This window comes from Luteibacter mycovicinus (assembly GCF_000745235.1).
Classification (GTDB): Bacteria; Pseudomonadota; Gammaproteobacteria; order Xanthomonadales; family Rhodanobacteraceae; genus Luteibacter; species Luteibacter mycovicinus.
In genome coordinates this window covers 1,730,726-1,750,713 of the sequence record NZ_JQNL01000001.1, presented here as the reverse complement: position 1 = coordinate 1,750,713, position 19,988 = coordinate 1,730,726, and the positions used below count along the sequence as shown (strand labels likewise).

At 62.8% G+C, this 19,988-nt stretch carries 23 protein-coding genes and 1 tRNA gene; 13 read left to right on the top strand and 11 right to left on the bottom strand.

Going from position 1 to position 19,988, the window contains the following annotated elements:
- Positions 1–3 precede the first annotated feature (3 nt).
- Positions 4–948: a D-2-hydroxyacid dehydrogenase family protein gene (locus FA85_RS07940; RefSeq protein WP_197056504.1), complete on the bottom strand. Its 945-nt coding sequence runs from the start codon at positions 946–948 to the stop codon at positions 4–6.
- A 12-nt stretch (positions 949–960) separates the two neighbouring features.
- The gene (locus FA85_RS07935) at positions 961–1,350 is read right to left on the bottom strand and encodes a VOC family protein (protein ID WP_036109952.1); all 390 of its coding nucleotides are present in this window, start codon (positions 1,348–1,350) and stop codon (positions 961–963) included.
- Positions 1,351–1,497: 147 nt separating this feature from the next.
- Here FA85_RS07935 and FA85_RS07930 point away from each other — a divergent pair, with 147 nt between their 5' ends.
- Both FA85_RS07930 and FA85_RS07925 read left to right on the top strand, forming a co-directional pair.
- Complete coding sequence (locus tag FA85_RS07930) at positions 1,498–1,959, top strand: MarR family winged helix-turn-helix transcriptional regulator (protein ID WP_036109955.1); 462 nt, start codon at positions 1,498–1,500, stop codon at positions 1,957–1,959.
- A gap of 115 nt (positions 1,960–2,074) precedes the next feature.
- Positions 2,075–2,626, top strand: coding sequence for an isochorismatase family protein (locus tag FA85_RS07925; RefSeq protein WP_036109958.1), 552 nt, complete (start codon positions 2,075–2,077; stop codon positions 2,624–2,626).
- 3 nt (positions 2,627–2,629) lie between these two features.
- Here FA85_RS07925 and FA85_RS07920 read toward each other — a convergent pair whose 3' ends face one another.
- The 4 genes from FA85_RS07920 to FA85_RS21415 all read right to left on the bottom strand — a co-directional run bounded on the left by FA85_RS07920 (position 2,630) and on the right by FA85_RS21415 (position 6,349).
- Positions 2,630–3,160: a cupin gene (locus FA85_RS07920; protein WP_051943247.1), complete on the bottom strand. Its 531-nt coding sequence runs from the start codon at positions 3,158–3,160 to the stop codon at positions 2,630–2,632.
- 17 nt (positions 3,161–3,177) lie between these two features.
- On the bottom strand, positions 3,178–3,885 hold the full coding sequence (locus tag FA85_RS07915; RefSeq protein WP_036109961.1) for a hypothetical protein: 708 nt from the start codon (positions 3,883–3,885) through the stop codon (positions 3,178–3,180).
- Between the two features lie 488 nt (positions 3,886–4,373).
- Positions 4,374–5,438, bottom strand: coding sequence for a DUF262 domain-containing protein (locus FA85_RS07910; protein ID WP_036109963.1), 1,065 nt, complete (start codon positions 5,436–5,438; stop codon positions 4,374–4,376).
- Positions 5,439–5,440: 2 nt separating this feature from the next.
- Positions 5,441–6,349: an FRG domain-containing protein gene (locus FA85_RS21415; RefSeq protein ID WP_081907339.1), complete on the bottom strand. Its 909-nt coding sequence runs from the start codon at positions 6,347–6,349 to the stop codon at positions 5,441–5,443.
- 276 nt (positions 6,350–6,625) lie between these two features.
- On the opposite strand from FA85_RS21415, the gene FA85_RS07905 reads away from it, so the two are divergent.
- The 4 genes from FA85_RS07905 to FA85_RS07890 are packed head-to-tail and all read left to right on the top strand — an operon-like array spanning position 6,626 to position 9,883.
- Positions 6,626–7,222, top strand: a complete 597-nt coding sequence (locus tag FA85_RS07905; RefSeq protein WP_036109965.1) for an anthranilate synthase component II — start codon at positions 6,626–6,628, stop codon at positions 7,220–7,222.
- A 23-nt stretch (positions 7,223–7,245) separates the two neighbouring features.
- The gene (gene trpD / locus FA85_RS07900; RefSeq protein ID WP_036109968.1) at positions 7,246–8,277 is read left to right on the top strand and encodes an anthranilate phosphoribosyltransferase; all 1,032 of its coding nucleotides are present in this window, start codon (positions 7,246–7,248) and stop codon (positions 8,275–8,277) included.
- Positions 8,278–8,325: 48 nt separating this feature from the next.
- A complete protein-coding gene (gene trpC / locus FA85_RS07895) occupies positions 8,326–9,165 on the top strand; it encodes an indole-3-glycerol phosphate synthase TrpC (RefSeq protein ID WP_036109972.1) in 840 nt (279 codons plus the stop codon).
- A gap of 7 nt (positions 9,166–9,172) precedes the next feature.
- Entirely contained in the window at positions 9,173–9,883 is a 711-nt protein-coding gene (locus FA85_RS07890; protein WP_081907341.1) for a haloacid dehalogenase-like hydrolase, read from the top strand.
- A gap of 9 nt (positions 9,884–9,892) precedes the next feature.
- Here FA85_RS07890 and FA85_RS07885 read toward each other — a convergent pair whose 3' ends face one another.
- Positions 9,893–10,639 carry a sulfite exporter TauE/SafE family protein gene (locus FA85_RS07885; RefSeq protein ID WP_036109979.1) on the bottom strand — a complete coding sequence of 249 codons (747 nt, stop codon included), beginning with the start codon at positions 10,637–10,639 and terminating at the stop codon, positions 9,893–9,895.
- 135 nt (positions 10,640–10,774) lie between these two features.
- Between FA85_RS07885 and FA85_RS07880 the strand changes: the two genes are divergently transcribed.
- The gene (locus tag FA85_RS07880; protein WP_036109983.1) at positions 10,775–11,722 is read left to right on the top strand and encodes a bifunctional helix-turn-helix transcriptional regulator/GNAT family N-acetyltransferase; all 948 of its coding nucleotides are present in this window, start codon (positions 10,775–10,777) and stop codon (positions 11,720–11,722) included.
- A 45-nt stretch (positions 11,723–11,767) separates the two neighbouring features.
- Here the strand turns inward: FA85_RS07880 and crp are convergent, their stop codons facing one another.
- Positions 11,768–12,463: a cAMP-activated global transcriptional regulator CRP gene (gene crp / locus FA85_RS07875; protein WP_036109985.1), complete on the bottom strand. Its 696-nt coding sequence runs from the start codon at positions 12,461–12,463 to the stop codon at positions 11,768–11,770.
- A gap of 336 nt (positions 12,464–12,799) precedes the next feature.
- Here crp and speD point away from each other — a divergent pair, with 336 nt between their 5' ends.
- Entirely contained in the window at positions 12,800–13,585 is a 786-nt protein-coding gene (speD, locus tag FA85_RS07870) for an adenosylmethionine decarboxylase (protein ID WP_036109987.1), read from the top strand.
- Positions 13,586–13,625: 40 nt separating this feature from the next.
- On the opposite strand, the gene FA85_RS07865 is transcribed toward speD, so the two are convergent.
- A complete protein-coding gene (locus FA85_RS07865) occupies positions 13,626–14,510 on the bottom strand; it encodes a LysR family transcriptional regulator (protein ID WP_197056647.1) in 885 nt (294 codons plus the stop codon).
- A 141-nt stretch (positions 14,511–14,651) separates the two neighbouring features.
- On the opposite strand from FA85_RS07865, the gene FA85_RS07860 reads away from it, so the two are divergent.
- A complete protein-coding gene (locus FA85_RS07860; RefSeq protein ID WP_036109990.1) occupies positions 14,652–15,524 on the top strand; it encodes an aldo/keto reductase family oxidoreductase in 873 nt (290 codons plus the stop codon).
- A 78-nt stretch (positions 15,525–15,602) separates the two neighbouring features.
- Here FA85_RS07860 and coq7 read toward each other — a convergent pair whose 3' ends face one another.
- Complete coding sequence (gene coq7, locus FA85_RS07855) at positions 15,603–16,244, bottom strand: 2-polyprenyl-3-methyl-6-methoxy-1,4-benzoquinone monooxygenase (RefSeq protein ID WP_036109993.1); 642 nt, start codon at positions 16,242–16,244, stop codon at positions 15,603–15,605.
- 269 nt (positions 16,245–16,513) lie between these two features.
- Between coq7 and rplM the strand changes: the two genes are divergently transcribed.
- From rplM to FA85_RS07835, 4 genes are all read left to right on the top strand, one after another.
- Entirely contained in the window at positions 16,514–16,942 is a 429-nt protein-coding gene (rplM, locus tag FA85_RS07850; protein WP_036109995.1) for a 50S ribosomal protein L13, read from the top strand.
- A gap of 9 nt (positions 16,943–16,951) precedes the next feature.
- On the top strand, positions 16,952–17,344 hold the full coding sequence (rpsI, locus tag FA85_RS07845; protein ID WP_036109997.1) for a 30S ribosomal protein S9: 393 nt from the start codon (positions 16,952–16,954) through the stop codon (positions 17,342–17,344).
- Positions 17,345–17,404: 60 nt separating this feature from the next.
- Positions 17,405–17,478: transfer RNA gene (locus FA85_RS07840), tRNA-Gln, on the top strand.
- A gap of 84 nt (positions 17,479–17,562) precedes the next feature.
- Positions 17,563–18,963, top strand: a complete 1,401-nt coding sequence (locus FA85_RS07835) for a site-specific integrase (RefSeq protein ID WP_036110000.1) — start codon at positions 17,563–17,565, stop codon at positions 18,961–18,963.
- 624 nt (positions 18,964–19,587) lie between these two features.
- Here FA85_RS07835 and FA85_RS07830 read toward each other — a convergent pair.
- On the bottom strand, positions 19,588–19,848 hold the full coding sequence (locus tag FA85_RS07830) for a hypothetical protein (protein ID WP_036110002.1): 261 nt from the start codon (positions 19,846–19,848) through the stop codon (positions 19,588–19,590).
- Positions 19,849–19,988 lie beyond the last annotated feature (140 nt).

Below are 19,988 nucleotides of genomic sequence, written 5' to 3'. Positions count from 1 at the left end.
TTTTCAGGTCCTCCTGCCCAGCCACTCCACGATGTTTCTGACCGAGTCGCCGTAGAACGTCCGGTACATTTCCTCCGTGACATAGCCGATGTGTGGCGTGGCCAGCACGTTGGGCAGGTCGCGGAACGGGTGGTCCGCAGGCAGGGGTTCGGTCTCGTACACGTCGACCGCGGCCCCGGCGATGCGTCCGCTGATCAACGCGTCGACCAGGGCTGCTTCGTCGACGATCGGGCCGCGGGAGCTGTTGATCAGGCGCGCGCCCGGCTTCATCGTGGCAAGTTCGGGAGCGCCGATGATGCCGCGCGTGCGCTCGCTGAGACGCGTGTGAATCGTGAGAAAGTCGGACTGTGAGAGCAGCGCCTGCTTGCTGACCCGGCGTACACCCAGTGCACTGGCCGTTTCCTCCTGCAGGTTCTCGCTCCAGGCGATCACCTGCATGCCGAAGACCTGCCCGATCCGCGCCACCTTCGACCCGATCCGACCCAGCCCGAGGATGCCCAGCGTCTTGCCGCCCAGCTCGGTGCCCAGGCCGGTCTGCCATCCTCCCGAGCGGACGGACGCGGCTTCACCCGCAATGTCGCGTGCCAGACCCAGGATCGCCGACCACGTGAACTCGATGGTGGGTGTCGACGAGTAGTCCGTGTTGACCACCTCGACGCCGTGCTCCGCGGCGGCTTTCAGGTCGATCGACGCATTGGCCAGCCCCGTGGAGGCGATGAGACGCAGACGGGGCAGGGCGGCGATCAGATCCGCCGTGAGCGCGGTGCGTTCGCGCATGACGCAGAGCACGTCGAACGGGGCCAGCCGCCGGACGAGGGCGTCGTGATCGTGGAGGTGGTCGTGGAAGATCGTGAGTTCCGCCCGTGCTTCCACGGGCGACCAGTCCGCCATGGTGCGGGCGACCTGCTGATAATCGTCGAGTACCGCGACGCGAATGCGATCGTTCATGGTCATTTCCGGTCAGAGGGTGGGCTGAATGAGATCCCAGGCGTTGCCGTAGAGATCTTCGAATACCACGACCGTCCCGTAGGGCTCATGCCGCGGCTCCTCGCGAAAACGCACACCATGCCGGGTCATACGCGCATGGTCGGACGCAAAATCGTCGGTCTGCAGGAAGAGGAAGACGCGGCCTCCGCCTTGCTTGCCCACGTGCGCACGTTGCTCGTCCGTGACCGCGCGAGCCAGCAGGAGCTTCGTCCCCTCGGCGCCGCGTGGCGCGACCGTGACCCAGCGTTTGTCGGGACCCTGAGGCGTATCCTCGATCAGCGCGAAGCCCAGCGCGCCGGTGAAAAACGCGATGGCCTCGTCGTAGTCGCGGACGAGATAGGCGATGGCGCCGAGGGACTGCATGACGTTGTTCCTTGGGGATGCGGACGACCAAGCATCCAAGCTGATCGCGTTCGCCGCAAGCCCACCGTGGCACGACCGCAAGAATTTTCGAAGGCAAACTTGCAAGTTAGGCTTGCAAGTTTGCCTTGCGGACCCTAGCCTGTCCGCATGCCGACGAAACGCCCTGCGAAGCCACCATCCGCCGAAGCGGCCGCCGCCGATCTGCTCACCGCCTGCGGCCAGCTGATCCGCCGCCTGCGCGCGGAATCCAACAACCTCGAGCTGACCTGGTCGCAGATCGCGGCACTATCGCGACTCGAGGGTGGAGCCATGTCCACGGCGGAGTTGGCACGCGCCGAAGCGGTCAAGCCGCAATCGATGGGTGCGACGCTCGGCGTGCTCGAGGAAGAGGGGCTGGTGGAGCGCACCCCTCACCCGAGTGATGGGCGTCAGTTCCTCGTTCGCCTGACGCGAGAGGGTATCGAAGCACGCCAGCGTACACGCGACGCGAAGCAGGCCTGGCTCACGAGCGCCGTCGCGCGGCTGACTTCGGACGAGCAGGCGGACCTTATCGCCGCGGCCGCTGTGATGCGGCGCCTTGCGGACATGAGTCAACGGGACGCTTCGTGAAGCAGGTCGCCGATGCCCTGATCGCGATCGCACCGGTGTCCGCCTCGCGCGAGTCTCCGATCGCACGCTCCCGGTTGTGACGTCTTCTCCCACCCTCCCATCCTGAGGCTTTACCATGCCGCTGAGCCAACTCGAAAAGAACGCCGCCCTCGTCGTCATAGACCTGCAGCACGGCATTGTCGCGCTGCCGACGGTTCATCCGTCCGCCGATATCGTTGCAAAGTGCGCGGCGCTTGCCCGTGCCTTCCGTGCGAAAAATCACCCGGTGGTGCTCGTCAATGTGGTCGAGGCGGCACCGGGTCGTACCGACGCGCCGAAACATCCTTTCCCCACGGATCCCAGATTCGCCGAACTCGTGCCGGAGCTTGAAGCGGCGCCGAGCGACATGCGCGTGAGCAAGCAGCGCTGGGGGGCCTTCCAGACGACGGATCTCGATGCGCAGCTGCGTGCGAAGGGCATCACGCAGATCGTGCTTGTCGGTATCGCTACGAGCATCGGTATCGAGTCGACGGCGCGCTACGCCAGCGAACTGGGTTACGACGTCGTGCTGGTCACCGATGCGATGACCGACCTCGTTGCGTCGGCGCATGAGAACAGCATCAACACGATCTTCCCGCGCATCGGCGAAACGACGTCGACCGAAGAGCTGCTGAAGGCGGTCGGCTGACGATCAGCGTTCGCCCTGGGCGTTCCGATGCCAATGTGCGGTCAGCGGCGGCGTGCCGCCGTTGACTGGATCCGCTGACGGAAAGGGAAGGGTGCGGATGCGCTCGATCATCTCTGTGGTCGGCGCTTCACGACAGATGTCCCATGACTGTCCCTTGGGATAGGCACCGACGACAAGGAAGTCGTCACTCGCATCGAGCCGGCAGTGGCCGGTACCCGCAGGTAGCAAAATCACGTCGCCCTCGTTTGCGGTCACCTCGTGACCGCCGGGGCCGCCCAGCAGCAGTCGCGCGGAACCTGCGGCGAAGCCCAGCACCTCGTGCGCGGTCGAGTGATAGTGGTGGTATTTGAAGACACCATCGCGCCAGTCCGCCGGCCACGTATTGCTCCCGAACAGGTTTTCCATGACCGGTGCGAGGTCATGTCCGCGAACCACGTTGCGGTAGATCAGGACGGGCAGGGTCTCGTTGTTCGGTACCCAGTCGTTTCGGGTGAGTTGCAGAGCCTCGGGATGAATGCCGGGTTGCGTCGCCATGCGGTGTCTCCTGTCAGTCAGCCGTGGTGCTCATGGGTGTCGTCGGCCGCGAGTCCGCCGCCGAGGCCGAGTCCCGCGCCGGCCGCCATGCCGCCGCCCATTCCGCCACCGCCACTGCCACCGCCTTTGCCGCCCCCGGCGCCGCCTCCTTCGGATTTGGCCCCGCCGTCACCCTTGCCCTTCGCGGCCACGACGCGGGCAGGGCCCTGTCTGGGGATGGCGATCTTGCCGGACACGGGCTCGAGGTCGAGCACCTTCCTGATAAACGTGCGGAGCGAGACCACCAGTTCATGCATGTGGACGGGACGGCCCTCGACCATCTCCGTGGCGGCACGTGCCGCCAGCGCCACCTGTTCCTCCGTGCCGAGAAGGATGATGTCCGATAGCGCGGCTTCCACCGCGTCACGTACACGACGCGCGCGATCCGAGCCGCTGGACATGTCGGTCGGGCCGCTCTCGGCAGCCGCGGCGGCCGCACGCAGACGCAGGTCGCGCATGTGGCTCGGATCGACCGCCAGGTTGCCGGTGAAGGATCCGCCCAGCGTCTTGTAGGCAGCGATAAGCGTGCGCAGGCGTTCGTTGATCTGCCGGTTCTCACGCTCGCGTCGCTGCTGCACGGTCTGTTGCGCGAGGAGGCGGATACCCACGCCGATCAGGGTGATGACCGCCAGCCCGAAGAGGGTGGAGAAGAGGCCTTGCCAGGAGCTGAAATCGAGATTGCGCATGGGATGAGCGTGTGGCTGGCTACGCGAAGGCCGCGTGAGCAGTAGCGCCTAATATAAGGCGGGAATGCGCAAGCGGGTGGGCATTTCACAACGATCAGGAATGAGCCATCGATGCTCATCGATTCGATTACTTCGGCACTGGCAGATATCTGAGTCTGCGGATCAATCCGGCGCAACACAGCCGCTATTCAACTATTGGCAGAATGCGCTATTCCGCTCCGGATAGCCCGAAGCGGAGCTCGAGCATTGTCGATGTCCGTGAGGGCGAACTCGACTCCGCGGATGTGCGACGTTTCATCGCTATCGCGTGGCTTTGCGTTGTCACTGATAATTCCTGACGCACATAGGCGTCAAGTCTCGACGAAAACATCCGATTTCAAGGCAGATGGTGGATGTCTATCGTCGTGATGCGCAAATCGTTAGCGCCGAGCCAGTAAGGGGCCGAATTGTATCTGGGGTTCGGGCGGCTCGGCGCAAGGAAGATGTCGCTAGACTCGAATTGAAAGCCACTTATCAAAGCTCGCCCGCAGAACCTTGTATCGCAACTCGTGGCTTGTCTTGTCGTTTACCGACCGACTCGCTGCTTTGTATGCTGTCCATGATTCCAGAGAAACGAGCGATCCTCGCTTTCTCGAATGTGGAGCTTTGATGATTTCCTGAAACTCGTCCAAAAAGTCCCGGATGTACGGAATCTCATCCTCGGACGCGTTTCGAGTGAGCCAGTAGTAGACCGGGACCGGTCCTTCCGATTGGAGGATGTGATCGCGGAATTGAAACGTCTCGGCCATGAGCTCCAGCGTCTCGAATACTATCGGAACCGCCGCCTCGACACTCGACGACTGCCCTTCGTGTTGCTGCACGAATCGGTCAAGATTAACCTTTTTCGTTTCTTGCAAGCCCGAGACTTCGAACATCAAAAGTTTAGCGGCTGAATTTAGGTTTTGTCCCTTGTTTGTGTCGAAGCGAACAGCTGTAGAGAAGAACGGATGATTTCCTATGCGGCGAATCATCTCAGAAATTGGGCTGGAAATGGCGTTTCGAAGTTCTGCGCCGCTCAATGGCTTTCCGCGGTTAAGTCGAACAAATAGCTCCTCAATGTACTTAATATCGTCGCTGATCACGCCCACGACATCAGGGTTGAAGTTGTCGAATTCTTCGGCGACGTCAGGATGATCTTGCTTTAAGTCTGAATATGTCTTTCCGCGCAGTTCAGTCTTTGGGTTTGACAGAAGGGTGAACGACGAGGAGAGTGTGAATTTATCGTCGAAGAAATCAAAGATGGCTTCCAGCCTCTGCTTCCCGTCGATCACTGCATAGGATTTTCTCTTCTCGTTTAATGGCGACGGCGCGTACGTAAAGTCAGCCATGTAGAACTTCGGCACGTCGAAGCCGTTTAATATCGAATCTACGAGATATTGCTTGTCGCTGTTAGACCAGCGACGACCCTTGCGTTGATAAGATGGCTCGAAGTCGATCTTGTCACGCCGAGCTCTCCACCATGTAAGCGTTTTTTGGTCAAGTCGGTGGATTTTGAAGAGAGAGTGATCAGTCATGGTCAGAATCCAAGTGTACGCTTCAGTTCAGCCGCGAGTCCTTCGAGGTCTGGATAAATCGTTGACTCCGAGATGCCCAGAGAAAAAATTTCGTCCCGAATCTTTGTGACACTGCGTCGCGGCACCACGAATTTTCGAAGAGCATCATCAGGGAAAACACGTTTCCCTGATTTTATCCACTTAAATGCCGTTTCCATCGACTCGACCTGGGGTCCGAACACCGTGAAAAAACCTTGTTGAGCTACGATTCTTGCGCTGTTGTGTACGCCTCGCATAGCCATTGGAGGTAGCGTGCTAGTCGATGTGTAGACTTCAGAAGGGCTGTAACGTTTCAGCCAAGTGTCTTTGGCTGATAGAACCCCTCCGGGGAACCCAGTGTCGGCGTATGCGGCGTTATTCCAACGCTCTGGATCCAAGACCCAAACTGCTGCGTCAGTGAGGGCAGTCCCATCCTTGTCTAGTTGGGCTGACGTTACTGCAAAGTGCATCGAAATAAGCGGGCTGCCCGACCAATCTAGCAGTCGCGTCGGGACCCTGTAGTGCTGCATGAAGAATAGGCGCTCCCACTCGTTCTCCGACCAGTCACGCGACTCAGCGTAAGGCAGGCTGCGCATTTCGAATGTGTCGTTGAGATTTAGCTCGAGTTCCTTCAATGCAGATTGTGTCGTTGCTATCGGATGCCTAAACAACGAAGGGATGAGCGTGTGTTCCGCATTACCAATGCCCCGATACCACAATCTTGTGGACACGTATTTCAACTTGTCTAGTTCGGCAATGAACTGAGCAACCGATGTAACCGGCGTTGGCTTAGGTAATGGCACCTGCTCCGGTGTCGCCAGCCTGGTTCCGACCTTGCGCGGCGATTTCGCTGTGACTGGTTGCATCTTGGCCTTGGCATCTCTTCCTGCCATGTCTCTCTCCCCCTATTTGAATTGGAAGGACCGCTTCTGAGCCCGCTGTGCGTGCGGAACTTGCGAAGATCCCTGACCTTGAGCAGTTTATATTCGGCCGAGCCGACATGATCAACTCGCGGGTGGCTTGGCCGTGTCGTTGCATTATTTTTGCGGAGCCAGAGTGACGCACTTCTTTCAAAGGGACATAATTCATTCGATGAGCGCGTCCCAGCTGAGACATGTCACTTGCCATGTCCATAAAAACATCATATCTATCAGTAAGGTACATCTTCCGTGCTGTTAATGATCGACAACTACGACAGCTTCACCTTCAACCTCGTCCAGTACCTCGGCGAGCTGGGGCAGGAGGTCAAGGTCGTGCGCAACGACGCGCTCACCGTCGCCGATATCCGTGCGCTGGCGCCATCGCGCATCATGATTTCGCCCGGCCCCGGTACGCCGGACGACTCCGGCGTGTCGATCGACATCCTGCGTGAGATGGCCGGCGAGCTGCCGATCTTCGGGGTCTGCCTCGGTCATCAGGCCATCGGCCAGGTGTTCGGCGGCAAGGTCATCCGGGCGCGCGAGATCATGCACGGCAAGACGTCGCCGGTGAAGCACAAGGGCCTCGGCGTTTTCGCCGGCCTGCCGAATCCCTTCGAGGCCACGCGGTATCACTCGCTGGTGGTCGAGAAGCATTCGATTCCCGATTGCCTCGAGGTGACCGCCTGGACGGAGCGCGAGGACGGTTCGCTCGACGAAATCATGGGCCTGCGTCACCGCACCCTCGACATCGAAGGCGTGCAGTTCCACCCGGAGTCGATCCTCACCCAGCACGGCCACGACCTGCTGCGCAATTTCCTCGGCATGCCGTTGCCGCTCGCTGCCTGACGAAGAACAAGGATTCACGCTCCATGCCGATGACTCCCTCCGAGGCGCTCCAGCGCACGATCGAGCACCGCGAGATCTTCCACGACGAGATGATCGAGCTGATGCACCAGATCATGCGCGGCGACGTCAGCCCGCTGATGACGGCCGCGATTCTCATCGGGCTGCGCGTGAAGAAGGAGACGGTCGGTGAGATCACCGGCGCGGCGACGGTCATGCGCGACCTCTCCGCCAAGGTCGACGCCGGCACGCATCCGCATTTCATCGACATCGTGGGAACCGGCGGCGACGGCGCATCGACGTTCAACATCTCCACGGCGTCGATGTTCGTTGCCGCCGCCGCGGGCGCCCGTGTGGCCAAGCATGGTGGCCGCAGTGTGTCGTCCAAATCCGGCAGTGCCGATGTGCTCGAAGCGCTCGGCGCGCGGATCGACCTGCTGCCGGCCCAGGTGGCGGTGTGCATGAGCGAGGTCGATATCGGCTTCATGTTCGCCCCGAATCATCACCCCGCGATGAAGGTGGTCTCCCCGGTCCGTCGCGAGATGGGCGTGCGCACGATCTTCAACATCCTCGGGCCGCTGACCAATCCGGCGGGCGCGCCGAACATCCTGATGGGCGTGTTCCATCCCGACCTCGTCGGCATCCAGGTGCGTGCCCTGCAGGCGCTGGGCGCGAAGCACGCGATGGTGGTCTGGGGGCGCGACGGTATGGACGAGATCTCGCTGGGCGCCGCCACCCTGGTGGGCGAACTGCGCGACGGTGTGGTGCGTGAATACGAGATCGAGCCGGAGGACTTCGGTCTGTCGATGGCGTCGAGCCGTAACCTCCGCGTGGAAGACGCGACGGAGTCGAAGGCCATGCTGATCGACGCCATTTCCGGCGTGGCCGGCGTGCCCCACGACATCGTCTGCCTGAACGCGGGCGCGGCCCTTTACACGGCCGACGTGGCGCCGACGATCCAGGACGGCATCGATCTGGCACGCAAGACCATCGCAAGCGGCGCCGCACGTGCAAAAATGGACGCGTTCGTGGCCGCGACCCAGCGGCTCGGCGCCTGAGATCGCCGGGGTTCCCCCTTGCCCGGCCTTACCCTAGGAACCGCTTAGATGCCCGACATTCTCCATCGCATTCTCGACCGCAAGGCGGAAGAAGTGGCCGAGCGTAAGCGCAAGCGGTCGCTCGACGACCTCGCGGCGCGCATCGCCGGACTTGAGCCGACCCGCGGCTTCGTCGCCGCCATCGATGCCAAGCTGCACGACGGCCACCCGGCGGTCATCGCGGAAATCAAGAAAGCCAGTCCCAGCAAGGGGCTGATCCGCGCCGACTTCAACCCGGCCGAGATCGCGCGCAGCTACGAGAACGGCGGCGCCGCCTGCCTCTCCGTGCTGACCGACGCGGATTTTTTCCAGGGACATGAGGACTTCGTGCGCGAAGCGCGCGACGCCTGCTCGCTGCCGATCCTGCGCAAGGACTTCATCGTCGACGAATACCAGGTCTACGAAGCGCGCGTCATCGGTGCCGACTGCATCCTGCTGATCGTCGCCGCCTTTGCCAGCAAGGAAAACGGGGACGTCATCTACGACGACAAAGCCCTGCTCGAACTGTCCATGCTGGCCGCCGAGCTCGATCTCGATGTCCTCGTCGAGGTCCACAACGAGGACGAGCTCGAGATCGCGCTCGACCTCCCGGTGCCGCTCATCGGTGTGAACAACCGCAACCTGCGGACGTTCGAGACCTCGCTCGGCACGTCGCTCCGGCTGAAGGATCGTGTCGGAGACGGCACGCTGGTCGCCGAGTCCGGCATCCACACGCCGGAAGACGTGAAGATCCTGCGCGACAAGGGCATCGATTGTTTCCTCGTCGGCGAGGCATTCATGCGCGCGGCGGATCCGGGTGCGGAACTGCGTAAGCTCTTCGGTACGGCCAGCCAGACGCACAAGCAGTAGAGCCGATATGAATCAGGGGCATGAGGCGGCGGTGTCCGGGGACACCACCGCCGTCGACGCACGTCGCATCGTGCTGTTCGACTTCGACGGTGTGATCGTCCGTCACCAGACGCTCGAACTGTTCTTCCGGGAGCGTCTGTCCGGAATGGGGCGCTGGCGGTTGTTACTCGCCCTTCCCGTGGTCCCTTTCGTGCCACTGCTGCTGCCCACGGTAGCCGGTAGCCGATTCCTGGGCAGGACCTTCCTCCGCGTGGTGACCTTCGGCCGTCGCGAAGCGGCCTATCGTCGGCAGGTCGGCGCGTTTGCGCGTGCCTACGCGCGGCGTCCGGGCGTCTTCCTCCGCGACGCCGTCGCCACGCTGCGGCGGCACGTGGATGCCGGCGACCGGGTGGTCATCGTCAGCGGCAACGACCTGACCGTCGTCGAAGCGATTCTCGATGAGGTCAACCTGACCGGCTACGAGCTGATCGGTTCGACGACGCGTGGCGGTCCGATCGGCGTGCATTTCACCGTCCACAACGTCGAGGGCATGAAGGTCCGAACGCTCGACAAGGCGGGCGTCGCGCGCCCCTGGGCCATTGCATATAGCGATTCCCTGTCCGATCTCGCCCTGCTGCGCGCCGCTGACCGGGCCGTTCTGGTCAATCCGTCGCCGAAGGTCGAGAAGAGGGCGCGTCGCGCTTTGGCCGACAAGCTCGAGGTCGTGCACTGGTTCTGACGGCACGAGTCAGCGAAGGAACCGCGCTCCCAGCTGGAAAAGGCTGATCCCCACGACCAGGCAGCCTACGGCACCCATGACGTAGCGTGGCGGGAGATGCTTTACCAGCCACGCTGCAACCGGCGCGGCGATGACGCCGCCCGTCAGCAGGCCGAGCACGATAGGCCAGTGCTGGATGCCCATGTGGAAGATCAGCGTCGTCGAGATCGCTATCGTGACCACGAACTCGGCGGCATTCACCGTGCCGATCGTTTGCCTGACGGCGCCGCCGCGTGCCAGCAACGTGGAGGTGGCGATCGGGCCCCAGCCGCCACCGCCAATGGCGTCGAGGAGGCCGGCGCAGAAACCAAGCGCTCCCTTGTGGCGAACCCGATGGTGAGACACCCCGCGCCCGGCGGCGCGCAGAAGCACGACCGTGCCCAGGACAAGCAGATAGACGTAGACGAAGGGCTTCAGCATCTCGCCGTCCACACTGGCGAGAAACCAGGCGCCAAGGATGCCGCCGGCCATGCCCGGGATGGCCAGGCGCCGGAACATCTTCCAGTCGACATTGCCGAAGAAGGCGTGCGCACCGCCCGACACGCCGGTGGTGAAGACCTCGGCCGTATGCACGGTCGCACTGGCGACCGCCGGGGGCAGGCCGAGCGCGAGCAGCACGGCATTGGACACCAGCCCATAAGCCATGCCGAGCGCGCCGTCGACCAGCTGTGCCAACAGCCCGACGCCTGCGAATAGAAGGAACTGGCTCCAGTCCATGCCGGTCCGTATCGTGAATGATGGTCTCACCATAACGAATCGGGGCGCCTACCCGACATGAAGAGGGGGTATCGCTTGCGTGCGGCATCCCGCCGCCGCTAGCCTCGCTTCTCGTCCCCACGACATGGATCCCCGATGTACCTCTCGTCCCTGCGCGAACTCGCGCTTGGCAGTCGCCTGAAAGCGCTCAGCGATCACTTCTATCAGGCCGTGGATGAGGTCTACCGGGCCTGCGGTGCCGGCATCGAGTCGCGCTGGTTTCCGGTCCTTCGCTTTCTTCGCGACGTCGGCCCGACCACGGTCACCGACGTCGCCCTGGCGATCGGCCAGACGCACTCCGCCGTCAGTCAGCTCGCCGACCGCCTCGTCGATGCCGGTATGGTGGTCCGTCAGCGCGATCCTCAGGACGGGCGCCGCAGTGTGCTGGCACTCACGGACGCGGGCGAGCGCGCGCTGGGGGCTCTTGGCCCGGTATGGCTGGCGATCCGCCGGGGCATGGCGGAGTCGATGGGTCCGCGCGGACTGGCACTGCTCGACGCCATCGACGGTTGCGAGCAGGCGCTGGCGAGCCGTCCCCTCGTCGCGGCGATCCTCGATCAGCGGGCGGCACTGACCCGCGAAGCCGTCGAGGTGGTGCCCTTCGAGCCCGCCCTGAGCGAGCACTTCCGTCGCCTCAACCAGCAATGGCTGGAGCGTTACTTCCGAATCGAGGACGTCGACCGCGCACTGTTTGCCGATCCCGAGGGGATGGTGCTGGCGCAGGGTGGCGCGATCTTCTTCGCGTTGTACGCGGGCGAAGTCGTCGGTACGTGCGCGCTCATCCACGAGGGGGAGGGCGTCTACGAGTTATCGAAGATGGGTGTGGACGAGAATTATCGGGGTCTGGGCGCCGGCCGGGCATTGCTGGACGCGGCGATCGCCGACTATCGCGCCCGCGGGGGCACGGAGTTGTTCCTGGAATCGAACAGCAAACTGACCAAGGCGCTGGGCATGTACCAGCGCGCGGGATTCGTCCTGCAGCCCGCGCTTCGTCCGGGCTCGCACTACGAGCGCGCGGATGTCTACATGGTGTACCAGGGCTAGCCGGGACGGCGGGACGGCCCAAGGCCGGTCCCGCGTACATCGTGGTCAGCGGGTGCCGCGCACCACGATGGTCTTGCCGGCCACGTCGATCATCCGCTCTTCTTCGAGCTGCTTGAGCACGCGGCCGACCATCTCACGGGAGCAACCGACGATGCGGCTGACTTCCTGGCGGGAGATGCGGATCTGCGTCCCGTCGGGATGGGTCATGGCATCCGGCTCCTGGCAGAGATCGAGCAGGGTCCGCGAGACCCGGTTCGTCACGTCCATGAAGGCCATGCGGCTGACCTGGCGCGAGGTGCGCAGCAGCCGGTGGGTCAGCTGGGAGCCGATGGCGAAGAGCAGCTTTGGGCATTCGGCGGACAGCGGTCCCTCGAGCAACTGGAACAGGCGTTCGTAGCTGATCTCGGCCATTTCGACGGCGGTGCGGGTGCGAACGAGGGATTCCCGCTGCGCCTGCTCCACGAAGAGGCCCATCTCGCCGATGAACTGGCCCCGGTTGATGTAGGCCAGGATCAGCTCGCGACCCTCCTCATCCTCGGTGCAGACCGCCAGCGAACCTTCCACCACGTAATAGAGCGTGTTGGCCGGGTCACCGGGACGGATGATCGCGGTCTTGCCCGGATACCGGCGGCGGTGGCAGGCGTCGAGGAAGCGGCCCATGGCGGCAGGGTCCGGCGCGAAGCTGGTCGGAGCCTGCGAGCGCTCGAAAGCCTGTTGGAGCAGATATTTGAGTTGAGCCACAGCTGATTCCGTTGAGCCTCAATGGCATGGCGTCCCCCAATTTCGTCACGCCGCCGCCGGGATTCCGTCGGGCGACGTCGACTTGCCATGTCCCCGGGGCGATTATTGCAGACAACCGGGTGTCAAAATCCACAAATTAAATCGATCCAGCCCCTGCTGGTTCAAATCCGGGCCATCTTGCCCCATAATTTCACCCCCTCGGCGTCGGGACCCCTTGTCTCACGCCGTACACAAGCGCCGGGCACACTGTCGGCCTGTCGCTTACATCGCTGCGGGGACCCTAGCTGCTAACCCGCGTCTGCTGCTGGCCGTTATTCCCGGCCTCGGAGAGTCGCTGTGGTCAAACCGCTTCCCCGCCTTCGCCTGCAAGGTTTCAACAACCTTACCAAGGCGTTGAGCTTCAATATTTACGACATCTGCTATGCCGTTTCGGAACAGCAGCGTCAGAACTACATCGAGTACATCGATGAGCAGTACGACGCCGACCGCCTGACCCAGATCCTGACGGATGTGGCCGAGATCATCGGCGCCAACATCCTGAATATCGCCCGGCAGGATTACGATCCCCAGGGCGCCTCCGTCACGATCCTCATCTCGGAGGAGCCGGTCGTCGAGAAGCTCGGCCGCGACACCATCTCCGGTGCCGTCGTCGCGCACATGGACAAGAGCCACATCACGGTCCACACCTATCCGGAAACGCATCCGCACAACGGCATCGCGACCTTCCGCGCGGACATCGACGTGGCCACCTGCGGCGTCATCTCGCCGCTGAAGGCGCTGAACTACCTGATCGACAGCTTCGAGTCGGACATCGTCATCGCCGACTACCGCGTCCGCGGCTTCACGCGCGACGTGAAGGGCAAGAAGCACTTCATCGATCACAAGATCAATTCGGTGCAGGATTACCTGGCCAAGCACATCCGTCAGAAGTACGAGATGTTCGACGTCAACGTCTACCAGGAAAACATCTTCCACACGAAGATGCACATCAAGGACTTCGACCTCGACACCTATCTGTTCGAGGCCCAGGCCGACGATCTCTCCTTCAAGGAGCGTCAGCGCATCGAGTCGCTGCTCCGTCGCGAGATCGAGGAACTGTTCCACGGCCGCAACCTGATGTGACCCCGAAGCCCCGCGAAAGCGGGGCTTCCGCTATCCGGCCCTACGCGGTCGCGGCGCTTCTGATGAAGTCGATGAAAGCGCGCAGCGGTGCCGGTACCAGACGCCTGCCGGGGTAGTAGAGGAAGGGGCCCGGAAAGGCCAGCCACCAGTCCTCGAGGACGGGTTCCAGGGCTCCGCTGTCCAGCTGCGGGCGAATCCAGTCCTCGAACAGAAACACGATGCCGGTGCCGGCCACGGCCGCCTCCACGGCGAGGTCGGAGGCGCCGCCCGCGCGGACGATCAGCGGCCCCGTGGGCTCGACCATCACGGTCTCCCCGTCCTTTTCGAATTCCCAGGCGGGCATGTTGCCGCTGGCGAAGCGACCGCGCAGGCAGGCGTGGTCGAGCAGGTCGCGGGGATGGGACGGGCGGCCGTGGCGCGCAAGGTAGGCCGGTGAGGCCGCCGCAGCGTAGCGCTGGACCCGGGGTCCGATCGGCACGGCGATCATGTCCTGCTCGAGCCGTTCGTCATAGCGAATACCCGCATCGCAGCCTTCGGCAAGAACGTCGACGAAGTTTTCGTCGGTCAGGACCTCGAGACGAATGTCGGGATACGCGGCCAGGAAGGGCGGCACGATCGCGGGCAGCGCCAGCCGCGAGGCGCTCATCGGTACGTTGAGACGCAGCGTGCCCGCCGGGCGATCCCGGAAGTGATTGACGACATCCAGCGCGTCGTCGACCTCGGCCAGGGCAGGGGCGAGACGGTCCAGCAGGCCCTTACCCGCGTCGGTGGGAGAGACGCTGCGCGTCGTGCGGTTGAGCAGGCGGACACCGAGCTGAGCCTCCAGCCTGCGGACCGCTTCGCTCAGGGCCGAGGCGCTGCCGCCGCTGAGGCGGGCTCCCTCGCGGAAGCCGCCGGCCGAGGCGACCGTCACAAAGGCGTTCAGATCGGCGAGGTCGGCTTTCACGGGCATATTCCCTGGTCGGGCGCATTGTGCGGATTGCGGTACAAGCCGTCCCGATTGTGCCCGCTTATCGCCTTATCCGGCAGCCCCTACCTTTGTAGCTCACCTTCCAGGAGCTCTCCCATGTCCCCGATCCAGAAGTCCGGCACGTTTCATCTCGGCGATCGTCCCGTCCATCGGCTGGGTTACGGCGCGATGCAGCTCGCGGGCCCGGGTGTGTTCGGTCCCCCGAAGGACCGCGACGCGGCACTGGCGGTGCTGCGCGCCGCGGTGGAAAGCGGCGTCGACCACATCGACACCAGCGATTTCTACGGACCGCACGTCACCAATCAGCTGATTCGTGAGGCGCTTCATCCGTACCGCGACGACCTCGTCATCGTGACCAAGATCGGTGCGCGCCGCGACGACAAGGGCGGCTGGCTGTCGGCGTTCTCCGCCGAGGAGCTGACCGGCGCGGTGCACGACAACCTGCGCAACCTCGGTCTCGACGTGCTCGACGTGGTCAATCTGCGTGTGATGTTCGATACGCACGGCCCGGCCGAGGGATCGATCGCCGGCATGGTCGAGGCGGTCGCCGAACTGCAGCGGAAAGGGCTCGTGCGGCACATCGGCCTCAGCAACGTGACGCCGGCGCAGGTAGCCGAGGGTCGTGGCATCTGCGACATCGTCTGCGTGCAGAACATGTACAACCTCGCGAAGCGGGACGACGACGCGTTCGTCGACGCACTGGCGAAGGATGGCATCGCCTATGTGCCGTTCTTCCCGCTGGGTGGTTTCAGTCCGCTGCAGTCGGGCACGCTCAACGAGATCGCGACACGCCTCGACGCGACACCGATGCAGGTCGCGCTCGCGTGGTTGCTGCACCGCTCGCCCAACATCCTGCTGATCCCGGGTACGTCGTCCGTAGCCCACCTTCGTGAGAACCTCGCCGCCGGCGATCTCGTCCTTAGCGATGAGGTGTTGGGTGAACTCGACAGCGTGGGCAAGGCGGCCTGACGCGCCAGCACCCGTCCGAAAATAGGAAGGCCCGCACATGCGGGCCTTCTCGTAGGGATCGTCGAACCGCTCTCGCCTTCAGAAGCGATAAGCGACCGTCTTCATCACCGCGGATGCCGCGTGCATGAGGCCGGGAACCGGCCAGGGCAGGTCGATGCCGCCGCGTGCCTGCGCCGCATCCGCGTGACGAATTTCATCGGCCTGCATCTGCGTGAGGATGGCGCGCGAACGATCGTCCTGCGCGGGCAGTCGCTCGAGATGCTCGGCCAGATGCGCTTCCACCTGGCGCTCCGTCTCGACCACGAAGCCGAGACTGATCGGATCGCCGATGGCGGCCGCGGCGACGCCGATGGCGTAGCTTCCCGCATACCACAGCGGATTGAGAAGGCTGGGGCGGCTGTCGAGCTGCTTCAGTCGCTCGGCGCACCAGGCGAGATGGTCGGTCTCTTCCTGCGCGGCATGCATCAGGTGCGCTCGCGTTTCCTCGGTGCGGGCCAGGGCGGCCTGGCCGACATAGAGCGCCTGCGCGCAGACTTCGCCGACGTGATTGATCCGCATGAGTCCCGCGGCGTGGCGGCGTTCCGCGTCGGTCATCGGCGCGTCCGCTATCGCATCGCCGGGCGATCGCCGGACGGCCTCCGGCGAGCCCGCGACGGCTTCCATGGCGCGCTCCACGCCGGCCAGCAAACGGTCGAAAGGACTGAGGGTGCGAACGGACATGGAAGAAACTCCTGACGAACGGGGATGACACACGTTACAATGCTCGGCTCCCGGAGAAAGGTGAAGTCGCTGCGGCTGCTTGTCGCGCACGTCGGCCTCGTCATCCGGGAGGCTTGTGAAACGGCCCGGTCATCATGTTATGATTGTCGGCCCGAAGCTCACCTGCACGGTGGGCTTGCGCGATGAGGGAAAAGTCAGCTATTCTCTCGCGCCTTTGCTTTCACCGATTCCGTGTTCCGCCCTGCAAGGCGGCAAACCAGGTATTTGAAATGAAAACGTTCACCGCCAAGCCGGAAAGCGTCAAGCGTGATTGGTTCGTGGTTGATGCCACGAACAAGACGCTCGGTCGTCTGTCGACCGAGATCGCGCGTCGCCTCCGCGGCAAGCACAAGCCCGAGTTCACCCCCCACGTCGATACCGGCGATTACATCGTCGTGATCAACGCCGAGAAGGTGGCTGTGACCGGTGCCAAGCTGGACGACAAGATGTACCACCGCTTCACCGGCTACGTCGGCAACCTGAAGACCACGAGTCTCAAGGATCTGCTCGCCACGCATCCGGAGCGAGTCATCGAAATCGCCGTCAAGGGCATGCTTCCGAAGAACCCGCTGGGTCGCGCTATGTACCGTAAGCTCAAGGTATACGGCGGCGCCGAGCATCCGCATACCGCTCAGCTGCCCCAGGCGCTGGAAATCTAAGGAACTATGATGGCTATCCAGCAGAATTACGGTACCGGCCGCCGCAAGACCTCCGCCGCCCGCGTGTTCCTTCGCAAGGGCACCGGTGGCATCGTGGTCAACGGCAAGCCGCTCGACCAGTTCTTCGGCCGCGAGACCTCGCGCATGATCGTGCGTCAGCCGCTCGAACTGACCGAAAATGTCGAAAAGTTTGATATCATGGTCACCGTCGCTGGTGGCGGCATCACGGGTCAGGCCGGCGCCATCCGCCTCGGCATCGCCCGCGCCCTCGTCGAATACGACGAAGCGCTGAAGTCGCCGCTGCGTAAGGCTGGTTTCATGACCCGCGACGCTCGTGAAGTCGAGCGTAAGAAGGTCGGTCTCCACAAGGCCCGCCGCGCAACGCAGTTCTCGAAGCGCTAATCGGTTTAGTGCTTCAAAGTTCGACGCTTCAAGGTCAGAGCGCGTCGAAACCCGGTTTATTGGGAGATCGTCTAACGGTAGGACCGCAGCCTCTGACGCTGCTTATCTAGGTTCGAATCCTAGTCTCCCAGCCATGCCCACAAAGGCCTCCGCGAAAGCGGGGGCTTTTGTCTTTTCAGGGCCTGCGCGCGGTTGGACAGTCGGTTGGACACCACCGTATGCGCTTACCCCACCATCTCGTTCGGCACCCGTCAGGTGTCTACCATTTTCGCCTGCTCGTTCCTGCCGACCTAAGGACTGCCTTCGGGCTCAAGGTCATCAAGCAGAGTTTGCGGACCCGCAGCCTGGCGGTGGCCCAAGGCTGGTCGTATGTGTTGAGCGCGCGGTATGCTCAAGCCTTCGCCGATAGCAGGGAGCAATGGGGAGCGATGGGGAACCACAGGGACGATCTGCGGATGGCCAAGTTTGAGATCCGGCGAGGGGCTGACGGCGCGTTTGCCATGTCCACCAATGGCACGCCCGAGGACAACACCGCCGCCCTGGCGGCATTGGGCCTGATGGTCGCCCACACTGCGCCGATGGCTGGTGCGACTGGGCTCAGGTCGGGACCCTCAAAAGCCCCTACCTTAGGCATGGCCATCCGATCCTATGCCCAGATCGAGGCACCCAACCTCAAGCCGAACACGTGGGAACAGCGCAGGCGTAACTTTGAGTTGTTCCTGAAGGCTGTGGGCGGCGGTCGGACCGTGGACAGCATCACGCGGCCCATGGCTGCGGCTTGGGCCGATGATCTCCAGCGGTCGGGCTTGAGTAAGCGTTACGTCGCCAACTGCGTGTCACACGTGGCGCAACTTTTCGAAGTTCAGATTCGCGCGGGCCATATCCCCAAGGGGGAAAATCCGGTGAAAGGCTTGGTGGTCCTCAAGGCCAAGGAAAAACGCGATCTGCGCGCGAAGGGCCAAGCGTGGGAAGCCTTCGATGAAACCACCCTCAAGCGGATCTTCCATCCGGAAACCTACGTCAGCATGCGTGGCGATCACCTTCGCTGGGCACCCCTCATTGGTCTTTACACCGGTGCCCGCGTCTCGGAGATTGCCCAACTTCACTTGCGAGACTTCGAAGAAGTGGATGGCATCAAGTGCGCGCTGATCCGCGCGGACAGCGATGGACAGAGCCTGAAGACGGCGGCGAGTGAGCGCCTGGTCCCCATTCACCCCGATCTCTTGGCCCTAGGCCTCTGGGACCGCGTGCTCCGGTTGCGAGAGGAAGGACATATGCGCCTCTTCCCGGACATGCGCATTGACAGCCGTGCCGGTGCTGGCAACGCGGTCACCAAGGGCTTCTCCTACTACCTTGGAAAGATCCAAGTGAGCGCCCGGCGCGAGGCTGGGATCGTGGGGTTCCATAGCCTTCGCAAGACCGTGATCCAGACCCTCCAGCCCACAACGCTAAGTTCCGAACGGAGGCGTGCCCTGGTGGGACACGAGCCGGGCGAAGACGTCCACTCCGGCGACTACATGCGCCCGTGGACGGCGACCGAACTTGCCGCCTTCTTTCCCGAACTCAAGTGGTCAGTCTGGCTCGATATTCCCTCAATGCGCGCGGCGCTTGGACGTTGAGCGCGCATAAATGGATGGATAGGCGAGACAGATGCGTAGCCAAATACAACGAAAGGAGATCGAAATGAGAGAGACAGTGGTGAGTTCGCTTCCAGGCCCCTATCAAGTTGCGGAAGTGTTTGAGTCACGCGGCGAAGGCGCCGATGCTAAGGACGTTTCCGTTGGGTTCGTAGTGTTGCTTTCGGGTTTTGGACGTCTAACCGCAATCTTGTCGAGCCACGTAATGGCTCTAGGCGTTGCTGAAAATTTTAATAATGATTTTGCGGAATTTCTGACTTTGGGACGACCCGTCAACGTATGCCCTCTGCCTGGCTCATATTTGCCTTGGACGGATGAGCAGAGACGAGATTTTAGAGACATAGTCGAAGAAGTAACTTCGTCAATGGAGCTATCGCGGGAGACTGAGGGGTCAACGGAGTCAGTAAAGATCTCGCGCGAGGAAGACGATCCCCTAGACTCATTGGATCTTTCGCAAGGGACCAAGAAGTCTACGGATTTGATGAAACTATCTCGCAAGGAAGACGAGTCCGTTACGTCACCGGAGCCCGCGCGTGTTGAACAGGAACCCAATTTGCCAGCCGTCACTCTGCCGGCTTCCGCAATCGTAAGTCGGCGTCGACGTGGCTACAGGTGACCCGTGCCAGTGGTGGCACCCGGTCCTTTGAGGTTTAGTTGGAGCGAGGTGCCGATCGGCAGGTTGTGCGAGTAGACATAGGTCTTAACTGGTCGCGGAGTTGACCAGCGTTGATGACTGATTTCCAAAGCCTCATCAGCCTCCTTCGCCGCTTGTGCCGGTGGCAGGCGCGTCAGCAGCGCGGTGAAGGCGGCGAGCCAAACTTGCTTAATGGTCGGTTCCGCTGGATGGTCGTTGATAACGGTCGGCATGGGCGTTCCTGTCTGGGGGAGGGGACTACTCCAACCTAGCGGAGGGCGGGAAGTCGTCAAGGCGTTGGGGCTGGCCCACGCGCCCGAGCAGCAAGCGCAACATCTACGGCAAAGATCAAAATACACGGCAAGGGCTCGCC